Source organism: Pseudomonas sp. 10B238 (assembly GCF_000970615.1).
Lineage (GTDB): Bacteria > Pseudomonadota > Gammaproteobacteria > Pseudomonadales > Pseudomonadaceae > Stutzerimonas.
This window is the reverse complement of the sequence record NZ_KQ033928.1, coordinates 362,320-374,546: the sequence shown is the minus strand read 5'-3', so window position 1 is coordinate 374,546 and position 12,227 is coordinate 362,320. Positions and strand designations below refer to the sequence as shown.

11 protein-coding genes are annotated in these 12,227 nt (G+C 63.2%); 5 read left to right on the top strand and 6 right to left on the bottom strand.

Annotated features, from left to right (window positions below; genetic code table 11):
- Positions 1 to 73: 73 nt before the first annotated feature.
- Entirely contained in the window at positions 74 to 1,129 is a 1,056-nt protein-coding gene (gene bioB, locus RT21_RS03960; RefSeq protein WP_046161703.1) for a biotin synthase BioB, read from the bottom strand.
- A gap of 93 nt (positions 1,130 to 1,222) precedes the next feature.
- Between bioB and RT21_RS03955 the strand changes: the two genes are divergently transcribed.
- From RT21_RS03955 to RT21_RS03945, 3 genes are all read left to right on the top strand, one after another.
- Positions 1,223 to 1,948: a ComF family protein gene (locus tag RT21_RS03955; RefSeq protein WP_046161702.1), complete on the top strand. Its 726-nt coding sequence runs from the start codon at positions 1,223 to 1,225 to the stop codon at positions 1,946 to 1,948.
- Between the two features lie 44 nt (positions 1,949 to 1,992).
- On the top strand, positions 1,993 to 2,967 hold the full coding sequence (locus RT21_RS03950) for a serine/threonine protein kinase (protein ID WP_045423903.1): 975 nt from the start codon (positions 1,993 to 1,995) through the stop codon (positions 2,965 to 2,967).
- Between the two features lie 278 nt (positions 2,968 to 3,245).
- Positions 3,246 to 4,379: an IS110 family RNA-guided transposase gene (locus RT21_RS03945; protein WP_046161701.1), complete on the top strand. Its 1,134-nt coding sequence runs from the start codon at positions 3,246 to 3,248 to the stop codon at positions 4,377 to 4,379.
- Positions 4,380 to 4,693: 314 nt separating this feature from the next.
- Here the strand turns inward: RT21_RS03945 and RT21_RS03940 are convergent, their stop codons facing one another.
- The gene (locus RT21_RS03940; protein WP_046161700.1) at positions 4,694 to 5,533 is read right to left on the bottom strand and encodes a 23S rRNA (adenine(2030)-N(6))-methyltransferase RlmJ; all 840 of its coding nucleotides are present in this window, start codon (positions 5,531 to 5,533) and stop codon (positions 4,694 to 4,696) included.
- 142 nt (positions 5,534 to 5,675) lie between these two features.
- Between RT21_RS03940 and RT21_RS03935 the strand changes: the two genes are divergently transcribed.
- Positions 5,676 to 6,719, top strand: coding sequence for an NAD(P)H-dependent flavin oxidoreductase (locus RT21_RS03935; protein WP_046161699.1), 1,044 nt, complete (start codon positions 5,676 to 5,678; stop codon positions 6,717 to 6,719).
- Positions 6,720 to 6,811: 92 nt separating this feature from the next.
- Positions 6,812 to 7,345, top strand: coding sequence for a sterol desaturase family protein (locus RT21_RS03930; RefSeq protein WP_046161698.1), 534 nt, complete (start codon positions 6,812 to 6,814; stop codon positions 7,343 to 7,345).
- Here RT21_RS03930 and RT21_RS03925 read toward each other — a convergent pair.
- Genes RT21_RS03925 through RT21_RS03910 form a run of 4 tightly spaced genes read right to left on the bottom strand, consistent with a single transcriptional unit; the run spans position 7,299 to position 12,190 of the window.
- A complete protein-coding gene (locus RT21_RS03925; protein WP_046161697.1) occupies positions 7,299 to 8,231 on the bottom strand; it encodes a phytoene/squalene synthase family protein in 933 nt (310 codons plus the stop codon). The two genes, RT21_RS03930 and RT21_RS03925, sit on opposite strands and share 47 nt — an antisense overlap.
- Positions 8,228 to 9,745: a phytoene desaturase gene (locus RT21_RS03920; protein WP_046161696.1), complete on the bottom strand. Its 1,518-nt coding sequence runs from the start codon at positions 9,743 to 9,745 to the stop codon at positions 8,228 to 8,230. Before RT21_RS03920 ends, RT21_RS03925 begins: the two co-directional genes overlap by 4 nt.
- On the bottom strand, positions 9,745 to 10,908 hold the full coding sequence (gene crtY / locus RT21_RS03915; RefSeq protein WP_046161695.1) for a lycopene beta-cyclase CrtY: 1,164 nt from the start codon (positions 10,906 to 10,908) through the stop codon (positions 9,745 to 9,747). Before crtY ends, RT21_RS03920 begins: the two co-directional genes overlap by 1 nt.
- Complete coding sequence (locus tag RT21_RS03910) at positions 10,901 to 12,190, bottom strand: glycosyltransferase (protein ID WP_046161694.1); 1,290 nt, start codon at positions 12,188 to 12,190, stop codon at positions 10,901 to 10,903. Before RT21_RS03910 ends, crtY begins: the two co-directional genes overlap by 8 nt.
- Between the last annotated feature and the right edge of the window lie 37 nt (positions 12,191 to 12,227).

Below are 12,227 nucleotides of genomic sequence, written 5' to 3'. Positions count from 1 at the left end.
TGCTCGCGAACGGGAGGACGCGAAAGCTTCGCGAGCAAGGACTAGGCGTCCCCCTCGCTCCTACTGAGGTTGCTTAGGCAGTGGCGTCGTAAAACAGTTTGCTGTCACGCTGCTCGACCAGGGCCTGCTCGATGGCGGCCTGGTGCACTTCGTCGTCGTGCTCTTCGCGCGCTTCCGGCTGGATCCCCAGGCGCTTGAACAGCAGCATGTCCTTGTCGGCCTGCGGGTTGCCGGTGGTCAGCAATTTTTCGCCGTAGAAGATCGAGTTGGCGCCAGCGAGGAAGGCCAGCGCCTGCATCTGCTCGTTCATCTGCTCGCGACCGGCCGACAGGCGCACATGAGATTTCGGCATCATGATCCGCGCTACAGCGAGCATGCGGATGAAGTCGAAAGGATCGACGTCCTGCTCTTCGGCCAGCGGTGTGCCCTTGACCTTGACCAGCATGTTGATCGGCACCGATTCCGGATGCTCGGGCAGGTTGGCCAGTTGAATCAGAAGGCCGACGCGGTCATTCAGCGACTCACCCATGCCAAGAATGCCACCGGAGCAGATCTTCATGCCCGACTCGCGGACATAGCTCAGCGTCTCCAACCGGTCGGCGTAGGTGCGGGTGGTGATGATGCTGCCGTAGAACTCCGGCGAGGTGTCCAGGTTGTGGTTGTAGTAGTCCAGCCCCGCGGCTGCCAAGGCTTTGGTCTGCTCCTGATCGAGCTTGCCAAGGGTCATGCAGGTTTCCAGTCCCAGGGCTTTCACGCCTTCGACCATTTTCAGCACGTAAGGCATGTCTTTGGCGGACGGGTGCTTCCAGGCGGCGCCCATGCAGAAGCGCGTCGAACCAATGGCCTTGGCGTCGGCCGCAGCCTCCAGCACCTTCTGCACTTCCATCAACTTTTCTTTATCGAGGCCGGTGTTGTAGTGGCCTGATTGGGGGCAGTACTTGCAATCTTCCGGGCAGGCGCCCGTTTTGATCGACAGCAACGTCGAAACCTGGACGCGGTTGGCATCGAAGTGCTGGCGGTGCACGCCTTGAGCCTGGAAGATCAGGTCATTGAAGGGTTGTTCGAAGAGCGCCTTGACTTCGGCGAGGCTCCAGTCGTGACGGGTAACGGAAGCGGCGGTGGCGCTCATGGGCAATCCTTGTAATTAATAGCGGCTCGGCGGCCAGGCACGGATGCGAAATGGTTAGCCAAGGCCGAGGCGCTGTCAACCAGGAAAGGAATCATGGTTTACAACTGGCTAAATATTGAACACTACTGTTCGCTTTGTGATGAGCGCTGCGAAACACGGCAATCGGTTTGCGGCGCCTGCGAAGCAGAACTGCCCTGGCTGCGCGAGCACTGTTCTGTATGCGCCCTGCCGTTGCCGGCGTCCGGCCTGATCTGCGGTGAATGTCTCAAGCGGCCGCCCGCGTTCGATCAGGTTACCGTGCCGTGGCGCTTCGCGTTTCCGGTAGACACCCTGATCAGCCGTTTCAAACACCAATCTCAATGGCCGCTCGGCAGGCTGCTGGCGGAGCAGCTGTCGCGCCATTTGCAGCACGCGTTCGATGAAGGTTTGCCACGCCCCGACGCGCTGTTGCCGGTGCCCCTGGCCCGCAGGCGGTTGCGTCAGCGCGGCTTCAATCAGGCGCAGATGCTCGCTGATTGGCTGAGCACAGCACTGTCGATCCCGGTCGATACAAAACTCCTCCAGCGGGTTCAGGACACCCAGTCGCAGCAGGAGCTCGATGCGGCCAGTCGGCGACGAAATCTGCGCCAGGCGTTTGCGCTTATTGATGATCGGAGCCTGACCGGACGTCAACTGGCAATCGTCGACGATGTGCTGACAACGGGCGCAACCGCGGAGGCGTTGGCCCGCCTGCTAAAGCGAGCAGGCGCGGCGCGTGTGGATGTCTATTGCGTGGCGCGGACACCGAAACCCGGCGAGTCGCCAGGCGCGGTTGTGTAAACACGCCAGTGCAATACACTGGCTACCCGTCCACGGAGCCGACCATGAGCCACCCCTTCGACACGCTTACGCCTGACCTTGTGCTCGATGCGGTGGAAAGCACCGGCTTCATCAGCGACGCTCGCGTGCTGGCATTGAACAGCTACGAAAACCGCGTCTACCAGGTGGGCATCGAGGACGAAACGCCGATCGTTGCGAAGTTCTATCGCCCTGGCCGCTGGAGCAACGAGTCCATTCTCGAAGAGCATCAGTTCTCCAAGGAGCTGGCCGATCGCGAAATCCCGGTCGTGGCGCCATTCGAGCGCGACGGCAAAACCCTGTTCGAACACGCCGGTTTTCGCTTCGCGCTCTTCCCTCGCCGCGGCGGTCGCGCGCCGGAGCCGGGCAATTTGGATCAGCTCTACCGACTCGGTCAGTTGCTGGGCCGCATGCATGCGGTCAGCGCCAGCCGGCCCTTCGAGCATCGGGAAACACTCAATGCCCAGCATTTCGGCCATGAGTCGCTGGCGACGCTGCTCGAAGGTAATTTCGTCCCCAAGAGCCTGCTGCCTGCTTACGAGTCGGTGGCGCGCGACCTGCTGAAGCGTGTCGATGATGTCTTCGCCCGCACAGATTTCCAGCCGATCCGCCTGCATGGCGACTGCCATCCCGGCAATATCCTCGCCCGTGACGATGCGTTCCACCTGGTCGACCTGGACGACTGCCGGATGGGCCCCTCGGTGCAGGACATCTGGATGATGCTGGCTGGCGAACGTCACGAGCGCCTCGGGCAGCTGTCCGAACTGGTCGATGGCTACAACGAATTCCACGACTTCGCCCCGCGAGAACTCCCGCTGATCGAAGCGCTTCGCGCTCTACGCCTGATGCACTACAGCGCCTGGCTTGCCCGCCGCTGGGATGACCCGGCCTTCCCCATGAGCTTCCCCTGGTTCGGCACCGAACGCTACTGGGGCGATCAGGTGCTGATCTTGCGTGAGCAGATGTCCGCACTGCAGGAAGAGCCGCTGAAGCTTTTTTAGCTGGAAGTTCGGAAGGGAACGGGGGCCATCGGAGCCCCGACGGTCTAGCGCTGGCCTGCTCGGTGGGCTGAAGCCCACCCTACGAATCATGCAAAGCGTTGCCGGCCGTACCTACTCGCTGTCTACATGTTCCCCCGAGCACGCTCGCCCTACCTTACGACAGCAAGACTGACTAACCGTAGACATCATGGGTTGACCTGCCTCACCTTGAAAACGCGGGTTATGTTTTCAAGGTGAGAAAACCCTTCAACACAGAGCCGCATCGAGGGAGGCAGGTCATGAGCGAGTTTAATCGTGTTTATGTGGGTTTGGATGTGCACAAGGAAACGATTGCCGTAGCGACGGCACGGTCAGGGCGCGGTGATCCGGAGTATCACGGGAATATTGTGAACAGCACGGCGGCGGTGCAAAAGCTACTCAAGCAGTTGAGCCCGGATGGCGAGGCGTTGAGTTTTTGCTACGAGGCGGGTCCATGTGGCTACGGTCTTTACCATGATCTGACGGCACAGGGGCATGACTGCGTGGTAGTGGCCCCTTCGCTGATTCCGCGCAAGGTAGGCGAGCGGATGAAGACCGATCGACGGGACGCGCTGATGTTGGCGCGACTGCACCGGTCGGGAGAGCTAACTGCGGTGTGGGTGCCGGATGCGGAGCAGGAAGCGATCCGCGATCTGACCCGCGCCCGGGAGGACATGAAGGCCATTGAGCTGACGGCACGCCAGCGCCTTGGCGCCTTCCTGCTACGCCATGGCCGGATCTACCAGGATGGCAAGAGTCGCTGGACCCAGGCCCATTTCCGCTGGCTGGAGACGGTCAAGTTTGACTCGCCGGTGCAGCAGATCGTCCTGCAGGAATACGTCGACACGGTGAAGGCGGCGCAAAGACGGGTGGCCGGACTGGAGACACAGATGCGTGAGGCGCTGGCGGGCTGGTCGCTGCGCTCGGTGGTGGAAGCGCTGATGGCCTTGCGCGGGGTGAGCCTGATCACGGCGATGACGACGCTGGCGGAGCTTGGCGACATCACCCGCTTCGACTCGCCGCGGGAGCTGATGGCTTACCTCGGGCTGGTGCCCAGCGAGCACTCCAGCGGGAGCTCGCGCCGTCAAGGCTGCATTACCCGCACCGGCAACGGGCATGTGCGACGAGTGCTGGTGGAAGCGGCGTGGAACTACCGCTTCGCGGCGCGCAAGACGCGTTGCATCGAGAAACGAGCCGAGAAGTGCCCAGCGGCGATTCAGGCTATCGCCTGGCAAGCGCAAAAGCGCCTGTGTGGTCGTTACCGGACGCTAATGGAGGCAGGCAAGGCGAAGCAGCAGGTTACAACCGCCGTGGCCCGCGAGCTGGCGGGATTCATCTGGGCGATCGCCTGCGAGAGCATCGGCAAGGCGCACGGCAGTAAGGCGTTGGCATGATGAAAGAGGATCAGTGGCTTCGGTTCAGGGTATGGCAGGCCAGTGAGGAGAACCCCTGGCCATCCTATGTGGCGTCTTCTTGCGGGAGGACAGACCCACGACCGTAGAGAAGGGCAGCTCCGCGACGAAGTGAAGTCAGGTCGGTAACCAACCCACGTATATCAGAGTGATCCACCGTCGCAGAATGGCCTTCCATACCCTGAACCGAAGCCACTTGCAGAGAGCAAAAGCGAAATATCAGATACATCGTTGACAGGTCAATCCATATCAGGGTGGGCTTTAGCCCAACAGTCGCACACGCATCTACGTCTCGATCAGGCCTCCTCGATCAACCAGTCCAGTCGCCATCCGCCTTCGCTTTGACCCAGCAGCTTGGCCAGCCAAGGCAGCAGCTCACGCAGTTCCTCTTCCAGCCCCCATGGCGGATTGCTGATGACAAGGCCGGAGCCGTTCAGCCGCAGCGCCTCGTCGGTGGGGTGGACGTACAGCTCAGCGCGCAGCAATTTGGGTGCGCCGCTGCGTGACAGGTCCTGATAGAAGCGCTTGAGCTGCCGCTCATCCTTGATGGGATACCAGATCACACCGATGGTCTGGCGCATGCGTCCCAGCGCTTCCTTCAGCGCCGTCACGCAGCGGCTCAGCTCGTCGGCCTGCTCGAATGGCGGGTCGATGAGCAGAACAACGCGTTTTTCGGCGGTCGGCATCAAGGCACGCGGCACGTGCCAGCCCTCGCCCAGGTGCACCGCAACACGGTGGTCACCGGACATGTTGTCCTTGAGCAGGCGGCCGTCCTCAGGGTGCTTTTCGTTGAGCTGCAGGCGATCCTGCGGGCGCGTCAGCTGGCGCGCCAGCTCCGGCGAGCCGGGGTAGTAACGCAGCTGACCGCTTGGATTGAGCGCACGGATCACATCCAGATACCCCTGCGCCATTGCCGGGACATCCTCTGCCTGCCACAGCCGCGCGATGCCTTGCAGCCACTCGCCGGTGCGGCTGGCCTGGTCACCGGCCAAGTCATACAGGCCGACGCCGGCATGGCTGTCGAGATAGGCGGACGGCGCCTCCTTGCGCGCCAGCATGGCGAACAGACGGGACAAGACGAGGTGTTTGAAGACGTCGGCGTGATTGCCGGCGTGAAAAGCGTGGCGGTAATTCATTGGGCACTCCTGAAGAGCGCACAGTCTAACTGCGCCGAGCCGCGATTCGCAGAGCCTGGACGAAACACCCGTAGACCAGGGGTACGAAATCTCGACAAACGGCTGCTACAGTGACCCACCGCTATCCAACCAGGACGCCCCGATGGACATTCGCGACCTCTTGCAGATCACCCTACCCATCATCCAGGCGCCGATGGCCGGCTCGCAGAACCATCAACTCGCCGCCGCAGTTTCCGAGGCCGGCGGGCTGGGCTCGATCCCTGCTGGGATGCTTAACCCCGAGACCCTGGACGCCGAGCTGACCGCCATGGCCGCGCTGACGCACAAACCCTATAACGTCAATTTCTTCTGCCATCAGACACCCGCCGAGGACGCCGCGCGTAATGCGGCCTGGCTGGCCTTGCTGGCGCCTTTCCTGAACGAACTCGCGATCGACCCGGCGAGCATTCCCGGCGGCGCAACCCGTCAGCCTTTCGACGCCGCGATGGCCGAAGTGGTGGAGCGGCACCGTCCACCGGTGGTCAGCTTTCATTTCGGCCTGCCTGCGAGGGACCTGCTAGAGCGAGTCAAATGGAGCGGCGCGAAAATCCTCTCCAGCGCCACGACGCTGGAAGAAGGCCGCTGGTTGCAGGCGCAAGGTGTCGACGCGGTGATTGCCCAAGGCGTCGAAGCCGGGGGCCATCGCGGCATGTTTCTAAGCGATGACATCAATGGTCAGATCGGCACCTTTGCCTTGCTGCCGCAGCTGATTGCCGCACTGGACGTGCCCGTGATCGCCGCCGGCGGGATTGCCAATGCCCGCTGCGTATCCGCCACGCAGGCGCTGGGCGCAGCGGGAGTGCAGGTCGGCACCGCTTATCTGCTGTGCGACGAAAGCCGCGCCAGTCAGCTGCACCGCCAAGCCTTGCAGAGCCCCTCCGCCGAGCACACTGTGTTGACCACCTTGTTCTCCGGACGGCCAGCGCGCGGCATCGTCAATCGCCTCATCCGCGAACTGGGCGCTCGGCCAGAAGCCGTGCCGGCGTTTCCGCTGGCAGGCAATGCCATCGGCAGCCTGCGCGCCGCAGCCGAGCCTCAGGGCATCAATCATTTCTCACCCCTATGGGCGGGGCAGAACGTCAGCGGTTGCCAGCCGATTCCGGCGGCGCGATTGACCGAGGCGCTGGCGGCCGGCTGGAAGAATTAAGCGACAATCAGGGCTGCGCCAGGCGTCGGACTGGGTCCATTGTCGCGGCGTAGCGCGTAAACTGGCCCGACCTGCAGATGAGCGGATCGGATATGACCGTGCTGACAAACACACTGGTATTTCTCGCCACCCTGGCCGGTATGGAGCTGTTCGCCTGGTGGGCGCACAAGCATGTGATGCATGGCTGGGGTTGGGGCTGGCACAAGTCGCACCATGAGCCGCGCACCGGCTGGTTCGAGAAGAATGATCTGTATGCAGTGGTATTTGCCGGGGTCGCGATCCTGCTGATCGCGCTGGGTACGGCGGGCTACGGCCCGCTGGAATGGATCGGCGCCGGCATGACGGCCTATGGCTTTCTATATTTCGTCGCCCATGACGGCCTGGTCCACCACCGCTGGCCGCTACGCTACGTACCGCGCAAGGGCTACCTCAAGCGTCTCTATCAGGCCCACCGCCTGCACCATGCGGTAGAGGGCAAGGAGCGCTGCGTGTCCTTCGGCTTCCTCTACGCGCCGCCGCTTCCGGTGCTCAAGCAGCAGCTGCGCGAGCTGCATGATGGTCCGTTGCACAAGACAAACGCTAAGCCCGACGGGGACGTTTCCAGAGGGAATCAGGGCGCGGCGTGAGCTGCATCCGACGCGAAGCCAGCGTCAGCAGTCCTCCGCCCAGCAGAAACTGCAATTTCTGCGCACTCGTCGTCGACACCCGCGTGTCCCAGGCCGCTGCGCCGCGCGCTTTCACCTCCACACCGATCTGCCGATAGACCCCATGCGCCGTTGCAATGGACCAGGCCGAACGCAGTGGCAGGTCGCGCAAACCCTGCGAGGCCGACAGGTAGTAAGGCTCGGCTAGATCGACCAGACGGGCCGCCAGCAGCGCCAGCGCAGGCCGGTTATGCGGCAGGCCGATCTCATCGGCCGGAATGCCTGCTTCCGCGAGCCAATCAGCCGGCAGATAGACGCGACCGATCTCCGCGTCCTCGACGATATCGCGAGCGATATTGGTCAACTGAAACGCCAGCCCCAGGTCGCAGGCCCGATCCAGCGTCGCCTCCGCTTCGGCGCCCATCACTTTCGCCATCATCAGGCCCACCACTCCGGCAACGCGGTAGCAGTACAGCAGCGTGTCCTCGAGCGTCTGGTAGCGATACTCCTGCACATCCATGCGGAAGCCCGCCAGATGTTCCAATGGGTATTCTCGTGGTATCTGGTGGCGCTGAACCACTTGCTGGAATGCAGCAAAGGCCGGATCGCTCATCGGCTCCCCGGCATAGGCGCGCTCGGTCAGGTCCACCAGCTCGGCCAGCCGCGCTTCACCGGTGGAGCGATCACCCTCGACCTGGCCGTGCCCCAGCGTCTGGCCATCGATCACGTCATCGCAATGCCGGCACCAGGCATAGAGCATTACCGCGCTCTGGCGGGTGCGTTCGTCGAACAGCTTCGCCGCTGCCGCAAAGCTCTTGGAGCCGACATTGATCGCCTGCGTCGAGTGATCGATGACCTGGTCGTTCATCCGGCCCGCTCCTCCAACATGAAGTCCTCCAGCATCAGGCCGGCCGTGGCCTTGGCCGAACCCACCACACCCGGCACGCCTGCACCGGGATGAGTGCCGGCACCAACGATATAAAGGTTTGGAATCACATCATCGCGGTTATGCGGGCGGAACCAGGCGCTCTGGGTGAGGATCGGCTCCAGCGAAAATGCCGAGCCCAGATGGGCATTGAGCTCGTCACGAAAATCGTGCGGCGTGAAGATCCGGTGGGTAACCAGGTCGTCGCGCAAGCCCGGAATGTAATGACGCTCGAGGTATTCGAAGATGCGGTCGCGGTACTTCGGCCCTTCCACGGCCCAGTCGATATCTGCGGTGCCCAAATGCGGCACGGGGGCCAGCACGTAATGACTGGCGCAGCCTTCCGGCGCCAGCGAGGGGTCGGTTACGCAGGGCGCGTGCAGGTAGAGTGAGAAGTCGTCGGCCAGGGTTTCATGCTTGAAGATCTCATTGATCAGCTCCCGGTAACGTGGCCCGAAGCAGACCGTGTGGTGCTGCAGGTGCTCATGGCGTCGTTTGAGGCCGAAATGAATCACGAACAGCGACATGGAGAAACGCTTGCCGGAGAGCCGCTTGGCCTCTTCGCGACCACGCTGCTCATGCCCGAGCAGTTGCTTGTAGGTGTTGACCACATCGGCGTTGGAGGCCACAGCATCAGCGTTGAAACGGCGGCCGTCCCACGTGGTCACCGCACTCGCCCGACCACCGGCCAGCTCGATGCTCGCCACCTCGGCATTGAGCTCCAGCTTGCCGCCGAGGTCTTCGAACAGCTTGACCATTCCCTGCACCAGCGCCCCGGTGCCGCCGCGCGGAAACCAGACACCGCCCTGGCGCTCCAGCGCGTGGATCAGCGCATAGATGGACGAGGTTTCAAAAGGGTTGCCGCCCACCAGCAGCGAATGAAAGGACAACGCCTGGCGCAGCCGATCGTTCTCCACGAACTTGGAAACCATGCTGTACACGTTGCGCCAGGCTTGCAGTTTGGCCAGCTGCGGGGCGACGCCGATCATGCTGCGAAACGACAGGAAGGGCACGGTGCCGAGCTTGACGTAGCCCTCTTGGTAAACGGCGCGGGAATAGGTGAGAAATTGCTGATAGCCGGCCACATCCTTCGGGTTCAGGGCATGAATCTGCCGGTCCAGTTCGACCTGATCGTTGACGTAATAGAAGCTGTAGCCATCCTCCCAGCACAGCCGGTAGAACGGGCTGACCGGCAGCAACTCGACATAGTCGGCCATGCGCTTGCCCGCACCGGTAAACAGCTCGTCCAGCGCCGGAGGGTCGGTGATTACCGTCGGGCCGGCGTCGAAAGTGAAGCCCTGATCGTGATAGACGTAGGCGCGGCCGCCCGGCTTATCGCGCTTCTCCAACACGGTGGTCTGAATGCCGGCACGCTGCAGCCGAATCGCCAGCGCCAGCCCACCGAAACCGGCGCCAATCACCACGGCCCGCCTCACACCGCCTGTTTGTTCGTTCATCATTTGTCCTTGTGGTGCAGGTTGCCAGCGGCAAGCGCACGCAGCGCTTCACCCACCGGCACGGGAGGTTTGCCCGAGACGATGCGCAAGCGGTCCCAGGTGGTCAGGTTGGCCGCGTAGAAGCGCTGGATCAGCGGCTCACGCAAGCGATAGAAACGCTGCATGACCGCCCAGCGGCGATCCGCCGGTCCGGCCATGAACAGCATGCGATTGAGCAATCGGAAGAACCCACGTTGACGCCACTGCTGCATCGAATAGCCGCGAATCGCGGCGAACAGGCTGTCTGCATCCCAGCGATTCAGCGCGACCAGGTGATCGGCGAGGCGTACCGCATCAGGCAGTGAATAGCCTGTCGTCGGATGAAACAGAGCAGCAGACAGCCCCGTCTGCGGCACGCCACGCGCCTCGTCCCAGAACGCCGGCAAATCACCGGAGAGCACGATGGGCAGCACGCCCTGTTCTTCTCGCAGCAGTTCGGCGATGACCCAGCCACGCTCGCTGGCATAGCGGGCAATGTTGTCGCGCAACGCGCCAAGCGAAACGGCATCGCCATCGGCGTAGTAGGTGTCTTCGATCAACAGGGTGTCGGCGCTGAGCGGCAGCACATAGACGAACCGGTAGCCATCCTGCTGGGCGACGCTGGCGTCCATGATGATCGGCTCCAGCAAGCCGTGCGGCTGAAGCAGGCGTAGTTCCTGGCCAAGGAATTTCTGGAAGCCCAATGCCAGCTGACCGCTTCGACGGACCCCTCGCCCGTCGATTACCGCGCCAGCCCGCAACACTTTGCCGCACGCCAGCCGCACCTGCCGGGGCTCTACGTGCGTGACAGTGGCTTTCAGACTTACGCCGTCAGCCAGCTCCGACATCAGCAACTGATGGAAGCGATGGGAAAAGATGCTGGCATAGCCGCTGCCCAAACGGCGTTGAAGATCCGGGAAAATCACCTCGTAGCCAGGCCAGCGATTGCCCACCAGCGGCTCCAGCCAGGTCTGTTGGACTGGCGTCAGATCGTGTTCGTGAAAGGACCAGGTATGGTTGCCGCCGAGGGTTTCGCCCTGCTCGATGACCAGCAACCGCAAATCCGGACGCGCCTGCCGCAGGCGCAGGGCCAGCAGCCCGTTGGCCAGGCCGCCGCCGACGAGGATCAGGTCCGCATCAGCCATGTTCGGCCCTCTGCAACGCCGGCGATGCGACGCCGAGGGCTGCCTCGATCAGTTGCGCTGCCCGCGGCGCCCCACCAGCAGCACGAACCTCATTGCCCAGAAGTCGGGCACGCTGAGCGAAATCGGGCTCGCGCAACAACCGACGCAGGCCCTGCACGATCCGTCGGCGACTGGCCAGACGCGGATCGAGCTTCAAGCCAACGCCTGCATGCACCACCCGAGCGGCTACGCCGGGCTGATCGAAGGCAATCGGCAACGCCAGGCTCGGCACCCCTGCTTCCAGCGCGTCGAGTACGGTGTTGAGCCCGGCATGGGTGACTACGGCATCGGCTCGCGCCAGCACCGCACGCTGGGGTGCGAAGTCGGTGACCCAGCTGGCGCCAGCCTTGAGCAGTCGTTGCTCCTGGCGCCGATCAAGCCGCCCGCAATGCGCGATCAGCAGTTGTACATCGAGATCGCGGCACGCCTCCGCTATCCGCTGGAACAGGCCGAAGCGATCGCCTTGCAGGGTGCCCAGCGAGGCGAACACGAATGGCCTGCCGGTAGCGACCGGAATCGTCATCGCTGGCTCGTCAGTCAACGCCGAGCGCAGCGGGCCGATGCCGTGGAAGTAGTCAGGCAGGGCGGAACGTGGAAAATCGAAACCAGGTGTGGTCTGGCTCAACTGCAACAAAGGCGACAGGCATTCATCGAGGCGCTGGCGAGGCGGCAGACCGAACGCTGCTGCATGGCGCGAGATAACGTTGGCGTGCGCCTGCATCGCGCGGTCATAGACGCCACTGCTGTGCAGATTCAACTGCTCGCCCCAGGGCGTCGCACGATAGCGCCAAGGCATGACCGGCAGCGGCACCAGCGCCTCACGGTTGACTGGCAAGGCACAGGCCACCGACACGAACGGCAGCCCCAGGTACTCGGCGACAAGCCCGCCACCCGGCTCCATCTGATCTGCAATGACGCACTCTGCGCCGATGGAGCGAAGCACGGCAGGTGCCTCTCGGCAGAACATATCGGTTGCCGAAGCCATATCGGCGATCACCCGGCGTATGCCCCAGGGCCCTCCGGGGCGTGCCGCACGGTCGATCACAGCCCTGAGCGAGCCTGGCGGATGCGAGCCCGCGCCGACCTGGGCAAAACCCAATCGAGGGTGGCGCAATACTGCGGCCACATCGGCCTGCTGCACGACTGTCACACGGTGCCCGCGCGCCAACAACTCAGAGACGAGCGCTTCCATCGCCCGCACGTGGCTGTGGAAAGGCGGTGCGATCACGGCGAAATGAGTCATTGGAACGAACCTCGTCGGCTGGCAGAGCAGCAAACCT

Excerpts from the sequence above, each read along its gene's own strand:
- bioB (WP_046161703.1), bottom strand. The coding sequence starts at position 1,129 with ATGAGCGCCACCGCCGCTTCCGTTACCCGTCACGACTGGAGCCTCGCC.
- RT21_RS03955 (WP_046161702.1), top strand. The coding sequence starts at position 1,223 with ATGGTTTACAACTGGCTAAATATTGAACACTACTGTTCGCTTTGTGAT.
- RT21_RS03950 (WP_045423903.1), top strand. The coding sequence starts at position 1,993 with ATGAGCCACCCCTTCGACACGCTTACGCCTGACCTTGTGCTCGATGCG.
- RT21_RS03945 (WP_046161701.1), top strand. The coding sequence starts at position 3,246 with ATGAGCGAGTTTAATCGTGTTTATGTGGGTTTGGATGTGCACAAGGAA.
- RT21_RS03940 (WP_046161700.1), bottom strand. The coding sequence starts at position 5,533 with ATGAATTACCGCCACGCTTTTCACGCCGGCAATCACGCCGACGTCTTC.
- RT21_RS03935 (WP_046161699.1), top strand. The coding sequence starts at position 5,676 with ATGGACATTCGCGACCTCTTGCAGATCACCCTACCCATCATCCAGGCG.
- RT21_RS03930 (WP_046161698.1), top strand. The coding sequence starts at position 6,812 with ATGACCGTGCTGACAAACACACTGGTATTTCTCGCCACCCTGGCCGGT.
- RT21_RS03925 (WP_046161697.1), bottom strand. The coding sequence starts at position 8,231 with ATGAACGACCAGGTCATCGATCACTCGACGCAGGCGATCAATGTCGGC.
- RT21_RS03920 (WP_046161696.1), bottom strand. The coding sequence starts at position 9,745 with ATGAACGAACAAACAGGCGGTGTGAGGCGGGCCGTGGTGATTGGCGCC.
- crtY (WP_046161695.1), bottom strand. The coding sequence starts at position 10,908 with ATGGCTGATGCGGACCTGATCCTCGTCGGCGGCGGCCTGGCCAACGGG.
- RT21_RS03910 (WP_046161694.1), bottom strand. The coding sequence starts at position 12,190 with ATGACTCATTTCGCCGTGATCGCACCGCCTTTCCACAGCCACGTGCGG.